Annotated in this window: 12 protein-coding genes; 7 read left to right on the top strand and 5 right to left on the bottom strand. The window is 65.4% G+C overall.

The features are described from left to right. Positions 1 to 598: 598 nt before the first annotated feature. Both U9983_RS24695 and U9983_RS24690 read right to left on the bottom strand, forming a co-directional pair. Positions 599 to 1,843: a hypothetical protein gene (locus U9983_RS24695; RefSeq protein WP_322756307.1), complete on the bottom strand. Its 1,245-nt coding sequence runs from the start codon at positions 1,841 to 1,843 to the stop codon at positions 599 to 601. Next, on the bottom strand, positions 1,840 to 2,355 hold the full coding sequence (locus U9983_RS24690; protein WP_322756306.1) for a DUF4365 domain-containing protein: 516 nt from the start codon (positions 2,353 to 2,355) through the stop codon (positions 1,840 to 1,842). Before U9983_RS24690 ends, U9983_RS24695 begins: the two co-directional genes overlap by 4 nt. 399 nt (positions 2,356 to 2,754) lie before the next feature. Here U9983_RS24690 and U9983_RS24685 point away from each other — a divergent pair, with 399 nt between their 5' ends. After that, positions 2,755 to 3,309 carry a helix-turn-helix domain-containing protein gene (locus U9983_RS24685; RefSeq protein WP_322756305.1) on the top strand — a complete coding sequence of 185 codons (555 nt, stop codon included), beginning with the start codon at positions 2,755 to 2,757 and terminating at the stop codon, positions 3,307 to 3,309. A 76-nt stretch (positions 3,310 to 3,385) separates the two neighbouring features. Here the strand turns inward: U9983_RS24685 and U9983_RS24680 are convergent, their stop codons facing one another. Together U9983_RS24680 and U9983_RS24675 are read right to left on the bottom strand one after the other, a co-directional pair. Then, positions 3,386 to 3,778, bottom strand: a complete 393-nt coding sequence (locus U9983_RS24680) for a type II toxin-antitoxin system VapC family toxin (protein ID WP_322756304.1) — start codon at positions 3,776 to 3,778, stop codon at positions 3,386 to 3,388. Further along, the gene (locus U9983_RS24675) at positions 3,775 to 4,005 is read right to left on the bottom strand and encodes a FitA-like ribbon-helix-helix domain-containing protein (RefSeq protein WP_322756303.1); all 231 of its coding nucleotides are present in this window, start codon (positions 4,003 to 4,005) and stop codon (positions 3,775 to 3,777) included. The genes U9983_RS24680 and U9983_RS24675 overlap by 4 nt, the downstream gene beginning before the upstream one ends. A 489-nt stretch (positions 4,006 to 4,494) precedes the next feature. Between U9983_RS24675 and U9983_RS24670 the strand changes: the two genes are divergently transcribed. The 3 genes from U9983_RS24670 to U9983_RS24660 all read left to right on the top strand — a co-directional run bounded on the left by U9983_RS24670 (position 4,495) and on the right by U9983_RS24660 (position 5,770). Next, complete coding sequence (locus tag U9983_RS24670; protein WP_322750333.1) at positions 4,495 to 5,064, top strand: heme-binding beta-barrel domain-containing protein; 570 nt, start codon at positions 4,495 to 4,497, stop codon at positions 5,062 to 5,064. 62 nt (positions 5,065 to 5,126) lie between these two features. Further along, positions 5,127 to 5,336, top strand: a complete 210-nt coding sequence (locus U9983_RS24665; protein WP_322750334.1) for a type II toxin-antitoxin system VapB family antitoxin — start codon at positions 5,127 to 5,129, stop codon at positions 5,334 to 5,336. Then, positions 5,333 to 5,770 carry a PIN domain-containing protein gene (locus U9983_RS24660; protein ID WP_322756302.1) on the top strand — a complete coding sequence of 146 codons (438 nt, stop codon included), beginning with the start codon at positions 5,333 to 5,335 and terminating at the stop codon, positions 5,768 to 5,770. The genes U9983_RS24665 and U9983_RS24660 overlap by 4 nt, the downstream gene beginning before the upstream one ends. 78 nt (positions 5,771 to 5,848) lie before the next feature. Here U9983_RS24660 and U9983_RS24655 read toward each other — a convergent pair whose 3' ends face one another. Then, a complete protein-coding gene (locus tag U9983_RS24655) occupies positions 5,849 to 6,580 on the bottom strand; it encodes a nucleotide-binding protein (protein ID WP_322756301.1) in 732 nt (243 codons plus the stop codon). A 369-nt stretch (positions 6,581 to 6,949) separates the two neighbouring features. On the opposite strand from U9983_RS24655, the gene U9983_RS24650 reads away from it, so the two are divergent. Genes U9983_RS24650 through U9983_RS24640 form a run of 3 tightly spaced genes read left to right on the top strand, consistent with a single transcriptional unit; the run spans position 6,950 to position 8,570 of the window. Further along, a complete protein-coding gene (locus U9983_RS24650; protein ID WP_322756300.1) occupies positions 6,950 to 7,708 on the top strand; it encodes a GNAT family N-acetyltransferase in 759 nt (252 codons plus the stop codon). Continuing rightward, a complete protein-coding gene (locus U9983_RS24645) occupies positions 7,705 to 8,328 on the top strand; it encodes a hypothetical protein (protein ID WP_322756299.1) in 624 nt (207 codons plus the stop codon). The genes U9983_RS24650 and U9983_RS24645 overlap by 4 nt, the downstream gene beginning before the upstream one ends. Beyond that, a complete protein-coding gene (locus tag U9983_RS24640) occupies positions 8,325 to 8,570 on the top strand; it encodes a zf-HC2 domain-containing protein (RefSeq protein ID WP_322750339.1) in 246 nt (81 codons plus the stop codon). The genes U9983_RS24645 and U9983_RS24640 overlap by 4 nt, the downstream gene beginning before the upstream one ends. Positions 8,571 to 8,637 lie beyond the last annotated feature (67 nt).

Below are 8,637 nucleotides of genomic sequence, written 5' to 3'. Positions count from 1 at the left end.
GGACCCGCGCCGTCATCGCACATCTCGGCCTCCCTGTCAGTGCCGGGCGTGGGGCGGATCGGCCTCGACCGCGACGGCCGGCACGGGTCCCGGCGGTACGGTCGCCGTCGGTCACCGATAGGAGATTACGGCCAGGACCGGCGTTGCCGCGCGTACGTTCACGGCTGGTAGAGCGCCCGGCGATAGGGGCGTGGATGAAGGAGCGTGGTCGGGGTGCGTACGCGAGCGTGTAGTCCAGAGTCGCGCCACGCGCCTGAGCGAGCCACGACAATCGCTCCAGCAAGAACCTCAGCGTGTAAAGGTACGCGTGCTCTTCGCTTGGCAGAACGTCAGAGAGATGTCTCTTGCATACTACGACGGTAGAGATCGTGAGCCACGGGAGCGCCCCGACCGTCCGCGCGACGTGAAGACGCGGGGAATGTCCCTTGAGGTTTTGCCAGTGCAGAGTATCGCCCGGGCGTCGCTTGAGGTCTATACGGAGCTGAGCCAGCTCGGCGGCCATCGCCGGGAGGTGAGCGTCCGCGAGGATCACTGCGGACATGACGAAGCGGTCGGTCGACCTCGCAGTCACCGCGCGACCCCCGCCTCGTCGATTTTTTCAGGGCGTCTCGGTGGGGTTGTCGGCGACGTTGAAGCGACGCACGTTGCGTAGCCGCCAGCGGTTGCCGACGGACACGAGGTCTCCCTCGGCCACCGCCGGCAGCTGGCGGCTGTGCGCTCGCAGCGCCCGGTCGTAGTCCTCGGCGGCCAACTCCATCCGAATGCGTCGTATGTCGGCGGGGTCGGCTTCGCTGTACCCGGAGATCGTGACCTGGCCGGCTCCGGTCCGTTGTTCTCTGTGTAGCCGCACGACGGTGCCGATGATCCGCGTGTTTTGTTCGCCGGTGTTCCCGCGGAATCTGCGGGCGGCACCGCCGAGCACCGGAATCATGTCGCGGGTGAACACCAGCGGCGGTGTCGGCCGTCGTACGGGTCGGGCCAACGCCCAGCCGAAAGTCATCTCAAAGGGATTGCCGGCCTGTCCGCCCATTCCGGCCAGTGCCTCGCACAGGTTTGCGCTGACTCCCCGCTGAACAGCGGCGTCGAAGACATGGAGATCTTCACCGGCGAGCACTCGGGTGGACGCTTCGTGCGCGGTCAGGACGGCTCGATACAGCCCGAGTGACACACGACGTTCGAAGGGCTGCGTTGACTTCAGCACGGTTGACGCCGACTCGTCGCCTTCGGCCTTGTCCTTGTCCTTGTCCTTGGCCTTGGTCTCGGCATCGTCTTTGTTCTCGGCAGCTGGCAGTAGGGGCTGTTCGGGTACAAGCGGTGCTGGGACGGGGGTCAGAACGGACAGGACGAAACTGCCGACGGAGGTCGGGCCTATCCGGACTCCGCGCAGAAACCGGCTGACCGCCGCGGGTTTCCGGCCCGATTGGACGGCCTGCGCCATGTCCGTGGCGACGGCGACCGCGACCGCCGCGAGGAGGTTTCGCGCGCCTTCGAACGCGGCAACGCCGTCGTCGATGGGAGTGGTGCCCGACGGAGTGTCCGGAAAGGTGCGGATGTACTGCACGTCCATGTCCACCGTGGACAGGTCCCGCCAGATGTCGAGCTCCGCCCGTCCCTCGACGGTCGACAGAACCTCCAGGAGGTCGGCGATCCGCGCACCGTAGTCGCGGACGCTGCCGTCCACGGGCAGCAGGGCCTCGAATTCGTCGCCGTCAGACCGGATCGTCCACACCCGCGCGCCCGCATACTCGCCGATACGCCGCCATCCTGTCGCCCCGAGATAGGTGGCGAGCTCGGACGGGGTGCGGGACGCGAGAAGATCACGACTCAGGATGTCGGCCATCATGAGGTCAGGATCCGCCGATCGGGCCGATCGAGCAGACTCTGCAGGGTCTGGACCGTCAGAAGGTTCTTTCTGGGCACGGGGACGCGGATCTGTGCGTTCCGAGTGTTCGCCGGTTCCATCGGCTGGTCGACCAGAGACGTCCAGTAGGCGGCTCTACGCAGCTGGAACTCCTCATGCGATGTGCCCACCCACTCGTCGGCGGTCTCGGGAACGATGACAAGGGCGAGATAGCGAGGCAGCTGAAAGCCCGGTCCGGCAAGATGGTTGAAGTGACGGGTGTGGAGCCGGTAGTGCCAATGATGGTCATCGCCGCGTGGTTTCGACCATGTCTTGACCTGCACCTCGAGCTTGGGGGAGCGTGTGGTTCCGCGTGGGCCGGGGTACGCGATCATCCAGTCCACCCCGTCCACGTCGAGGCTCATGCGCGCGACGGTGAGACCGGCGGCGCAGGCCAGAGCGTAGATGAACGCCTCGCCGTACTGCCCTTGCCGCACGTTGGACTGTAGCGACACATCCGGCTCCCTCCCTCGGCCCATCTGTGTCCGCCACAGCCCGTCTATGCCTGCCACAGCCCGTCTATGCCCGCCACGGCCTGTCCATGGCATCCCAGTTCCTATGATAACGACGGAAGGCGGTCGAATGTCTCCATTCCGCCAACAGGCTCGCGAACTGCTGGAGTTCGAGCCAGCCGAGGCGGTTTTGATAGAATACCGCTCGCTATGGGCGATATAGAGCTACTCGTTCCGGTATGTCGATTGCGCAGTGAGGGGAAGCCTCCGAAGACGATCGTCCGCGCCCTTGGCGTGCCGCCCTCGGTCGTAGCCTCCCTGGTATGAGTCGTCGCCGCGGAGCGCGATGCCGTAGCGAGTGAACCGGAAGCCACCGGTTGCTGGATCAACGTTGGCTGGAGCGTGGGACTCTTTGTTGGTCAGTCACACGGCTGGGCGGACGACGAAGCGGAAGCAGTATCGCAGGAAGACCTCGGCGGGCTGGTGAGTGTGCTGGTCGCCCGCAGGCACCGTTGGGACAAGGTATCGGTGTGTGGCTACCTGGCTGACGCCTACTGCCTGGGCGTCAAGAACGTCCGTGGCCCCGAAATCAAGAACGAACTGGATCTGCGGCAGTTCCTGCCGGACTACTTCTCCACCTACCCGCACGGATGGCAGGACGCGCCGATCGAGCTCGCTCGGCTCATTGTGTTCGGCGCCGTCGAGTACGCCCGCGGCCTCGGTTTCGAACCCCACGCCGACTTCACCCAGGCGGCCGACCACCTCGGTACGTGGCAAGAGCCGTCAGCCATCACCTTCGGTAAGGACGGTAAGCCGTACTACATCTCGGGCCCGCATGACAACCCTCGCACGGTCGTCAAGACTCTGGAACGCACAGTCGGCCCGCCGCCCAACTTCCACTACCTGGCCACGCAGAAAGCACCGTTTGTCCCCACCAGCCAGGATCATTTCCTGTGACGAGTCGGCCTACCTGATCATCCAACCTGGAACGGCATGCGCAAGGACGCTGTCCTGGATGTACGCGTTGCCGCGGCTACGGGAACAGTTCGATGGGGCAGTTGGCGCCGGAGCCACGGGAGAGGCGGGCATCACTGGTGACCAGGGCGCAGTCCAGAAACTCCGCAAGAGCGACGTAGAAAGCGTCGTATGCGCTGTAATTGGCACGCAGTTGCCACACCCGCGCGAGCTGTGCGGGTAATGGTGCGCGTTGGATGGGAATCCTGGCGAGTAACGACAGGGCGGTACGCGCCTGCTGTTCGGGTAGCTTGCCGCCGAGGGTCAATCCGCGCAGGACCGAGAGGACTTCGGCATCGACAAGGCTCGGAGCGCTGAGGGTTTCACCACGGAGCCGTTCGCGTACCGCCTCGGCCGATGAGCTTTTCTCGATAAGGATCTTGACGAGAGTGCTGGCGTCGATGACGATCAACGGGTGGACCGTCCACGGTCCAGTTCGGTGAGGATGTCATGGGTGGTCACTGACGCCGCCGCGCTGGCCTGTGCGTGGTCCAGGACATCCTCGAGCGTCGGTTGCTGGGCGTCATGGACCAGCTTGCCCAGCAGGTAGTCCTGCAGGGACTGTCGGGCGCGCAGCGCGCGCTGCTTGTACGTCAGGTACACCTCGTCGGGGATGTTCCTGATCTGAATCGTCGCCACTGCGCCATAGTAGCGCGCATGCGCTTCCATAGCGCTTAGAGCGGCCGGCAATAGGGACGCGGCGTCGCGGGGCTGGGGCACGTATCCCGCCACATCGCTCCCCGTCCATCGTTGCGCGATGCACGGGGTACCCCGGCTCCGTCGGTCGACACCCGACACCCGACGCCTCCGGTGCCTCCCTCCTCGCACCTCGCGATCCACGCACCCCAGCCCCGTTCCTTGATCCACTCCCCTATTGCCGAGCGCGCTTAGCGGTCGCCGCCGACAGATAGGGCGTTCGGTCAGGGAGCGACGATCGGGGTGGATGGACCGCGAGGCAGACGTGCTTCTGTCCAGCCGTTCGGTAGCGGGACTATGCGCCCGGATGCCGCCAGTCTCACGGGCCGAAATCTGCCGGATCCGCCCGCATTACCGGAGTCGACCGGTAACGTCCTGGCTGTCGGACTGTGACGGTCCGGGAGGTTCGAGCCGGGTGAAGAGGGGTTCCGAGTGGAGAGCGTGCAGGCCACCGAGTTCGGGCCGTTGGCGGCGCTGGCCGGGGAGTGGGAGGGCGACGAGGGTCTCGACGTGGCCTTCTCGAACGCCGAGGGTCGCATCGTCGAGACGCCGTTCCGCGAGCGCATGTCGCTCAAGCCGTTCGGCCCGGTGGAGAACGGCCCACAGGTGCTGTACGGCCTGGACTACCGCACCGCCGCGTGGCGCATCGGCGAGGAGAACCCGTTCCACACCGAGCTCGGCTACTGGCTGTGGGATGCCGTTGCCGGCCAGGTGATGCGGTGCTTCACCGTGCCCCGCGGCCAGAGCGTGCTGGCCGGCGGCACCGCGGCGCCGGATGCGACCACCTTCACCATGCGGGCGGAGGTGGAGTCGGAGACCTACGGCATTCTGTCCAACCTCTACCTGGCGAAGGCCGCCCGCACGACCGGCTTTGAGGTCACGGTGACGGTGCAGGCCGACGGTGTCTTCGCCTACAGCGAGAAGACGTTGATCACTCATGCCCGGTGGGATGGCGTGGTCGAGCACACCGATCGCAACGTGCTGCGCCGCATCGCAGGATGATCGGAAATCGCAGACTGTTTTCGTATTGTTGATCATATTGCTCGGGCTGTATGATCGGATATATGAAGACGATGATCGATCTTGACGACGAGGCGCTGGCGTTGGCGGCCAAGGAGCTGGGCACCACGACGAAGAAGGACACCGTCAACGCCGCGCTCGAGTTCGTGGCCAATCGTCGCCGTCGTATCGAACAGTTGCTTGATGACCCGTACGCCCTCGGTGTCGGTCCGGACATCGCCGATCAGGAGATCATGCGCCAGGCTCGTCGGTGACCGTCCCGGTCGGTCCCGGCCAGCTCTATCTGATCGACACCTCGGCGCACGCGCGGGTCGGTCATCTGGCCATCCGCAATGTCATCGCCGGGCTCATCGCGGATCGGGCCGCGGCCACCTGCGTGACGGTCGACCTGGAAGCCGGCTACTCCGGTCGTGATCTTACCGACGTCCGCACGATAGCCGAGCGCCGCCGAACCCTCTACGTGACGTTACCGGTCAGCGAGGTCATTGCCGACCGGGCGCGTGATGTCCAGATCCGGATGGCCGCCCGAGGCCACCACCGCGCCGCCGGAGTCATCGACCTGATTACCGCCGCCGTGGCCGAACACCACGGCGCGGTAATCCTGCATTACGACGCAGACTTCGAACACATTGCCGCCACGACCGGGCAGCCACACGTCTGGATCGCTCCCCGTGGCGCCATCGCCTGACACTTGGCCTGTGATTCAACCGCGGTCGGTAGTCCGGTTCTGCAGGCCCGGCCGGGCGGCGGCTGTAGAGGGGGCAGGTCAGTGGGCGGGAAAAACGCCGCGCAGGGCGCGGTGAACCTCGCCGAAGGCTGCCCCTATACTCCCTTTGGGAAATCTGATCTCCTGAATTCCGGCGAGGTTGGAAAATTCCTCAACGCCTTCTTCCCGGACGATGATCGCTTTTTCAAAGCCCAGCCTGCCCTGGAACAGCCCGGTCTCGTGCACCACGTTCTGGCGCGACCGGACGGTACCGATCTTCGTCTCGTCATCAGCGGTGTGGACGAGTAACGCGAAGTCCACCTGTTGAAGCATCTCCCATACGACGTCTGCTGCCGAGCGGCCGTAACGGAATTCGCTCTCGAAGGTCACCACCCGGTAACCGAACTCGGCCAGGTAGTCCTTGAGTATGCGCCACATCTCGTTCGGCCCGCCGTGTCCGATGAAAATCGTCGGCTGTGTCGTGCCGCCCGTCCATCCTTCGTCAGCCGTCTCGGGCTGGCGCGCACGTGGTACCACCGAAGTCGAATCGTCGATCACATCGAGAATCGTACGGGACATCCGTTCGTCCGGTAAATCGACTACCAGCGTCGCCCGCGGCGGGCGGAAGCGGTAGTCGAAGGAAAAATCGAAGACCTCACGCTGGGGTCCGCTAAGGCTGATCTTGCCATGTTCGGACTGCTCGGGGTCATACCTGCTGAACCACTCCGGCCGGAACACCAGCGCATCCCCGTCGGGCGTGGCCAGGCGACGGGCAACGGGCCGGGCGGGCATCCCCGATGGATACAACTCCAGCGCGACGACGGAGATCTCAACGTCATCGTGGCCACGGCCGTGGCCGTCATCCCACGCGTCTTTCACGAACTCGTACCACATGTCATAGGCGCTCACGAGCTGAGCGTCCGGCACTCGGACAGCCATGCTGACTGTAGCCTTCGGCATTCCCAGCCACGTCCTTTCCCATTGACACCGGCCAGATTACTCCGCCGTACCTGGGCAGGTGCACGCCGTATGCGACGGGTATAAGCGGTGGACCGCGGTGGACGTTCGTCCGGTGCACGTTGATCCGATGGATGCCGATCAAGCGGCTGCTGGATCGGCCGGGTGCTGGTCAGGTGCTGACGAACAGGTGAAGATGAGGGGGTGGTCAGGCCAGGGGAGACCCAGTGGATCGGCGCTCGTGCCCAGAACGGTTTGAAGATCATGAAATTGTCCGAGGTCAGCGAGCCAGCGCTGGAGGCCTTCTACGCAGAGGTGCTGACACCGGCCTTCCCACCGGATGAACTCATTACCTGGGACGAGCTGCGTGAGGCCGCTGCCGGCGATCTGGGTCCCGGCGCGCTGGTCTTCGATGGCGAGACCCCGCTGGGGGGAATGCTGGGCGAGATCTATCCCCGATCAGGGGTGCTCCTGCTCAGCTATATCGCGGTGCGGCCCGAGGCGCGTGGCCGGGGCATCGGTCAGACCCTGCTCACCGACGTCATCCCCCGATGGCGGGCAGCCATCGGGCCGTCTCTGGTGATCGCCGAGATCGAGGATCCGCGTTTTCACCAGCCGAATGTCTACGGCGACCCCGACGCGCGGCTCAGGCTGTACCACCGGACGGGCTCCACGCTTGTCCCCATGCCGTTCTTTCAGCCGTCCCTGCGGCCTGACGTGCCACGGGTTTTCGACATGCTGCTGATCTGCCTCGGCGAGACCGCGCAGACCGTGTCGGCAAAGATCGTGAGCGTTTTCCTCGACGAGTACTTCGAGCTGTGCGAGGGGAGCGAGGTGCTCACCGCCGACCCTGACTACCAGGTGCTACGGCAGTTCTGCCAGCGGGGCGATGACGGCAGGCTCCCGTTGTGGTCGCTTGATCGTGTGGCGGAGATACCGAGGTTCACCGAGGTCACCAGGTGACCGGAGCACTGCGAACCGCACTCGCCAGTGGGGATGGCGCGGCCGTCGACACGCTGATGAACACCGACCACGCGCTTGCGGTGCTGCTCGCGGAGGCGGTCGGTGCGTGTCCCGAAGCCGTCGCGGTGGTCGCGGTGGTCGAACGCGCCTGGCTCGACACCGTTGCCGTGTTGGTGGCCGACACGGATCCACCGGTTCGGGTCGCCCTGCTCGGCGCGGTCCTCAGACTGATGCGGGAGGACGGCCAACTCGATGACGCCGCCGCCACGCCCGACAGTGCCACCGCGAGATCGCAGGAGCCAGAGCCATCGCGAGCGGGCTTCTTTCTGCCGCCGGATGACCGCTGGGCGGGATGGTGGAACGTTGACGTGTCGTCCTGGCCAGCCGGTTGGGTGCCCACAGCCGAACAGGTGCGTCATGCGGTGCGTCGCCTTGCGCTGAACCAGCGGACGCTGCTCATCCTCCGGGACGCGGCAAAGCTGTCGGCGACCGAGGCCGCTCCCATCACGGGTACGGAACCCGATGACCAGGGCAGACTTCTCGACAGCGCCCGGGAGGCCTACGTCGCTTACCTCGATGAAGAGTGCAGGGCCGTCGATTCCGGGGCTGAGCGCCGATGAGGGCGAGGGACGTCAGCTGTGAGGTCATCTTCGATCTGGTGGGCGCCTGGTACGACGCAGAGCTGACCGACAGTGATCAGAATGCGTTCGAACAGCACCTGCTTTTCTGCCCGCCGTGTCTTGCCTACAGTGACCGGGTGCGACGATCGTTGGCGGCGTTGACGGCGGCGGCCACCGTGGTGGTTCCCGCGGGGCTGGCGGACAGGCTAGCCGCAGCGGTCGAACGGGTTCGTGATACGTGACGATGAGCTACTACAAGTTCCTCCGTCCGGCGGGGACGGGCCCGTTCACCGGCTATGACTGGGGGAC

Origin of the sequence: Protofrankia sp. Cas3 (assembly GCF_963555955.1) — a bacterium.
In the GTDB taxonomy this organism is placed as follows: Bacteria; Actinomycetota; Actinomycetes; order Frankiales; family Frankiaceae; genus Protofrankia.
Note: the sequence above shows the minus strand (reverse complement) of the source record. Positions and strands in the feature narration are given on the sequence as shown.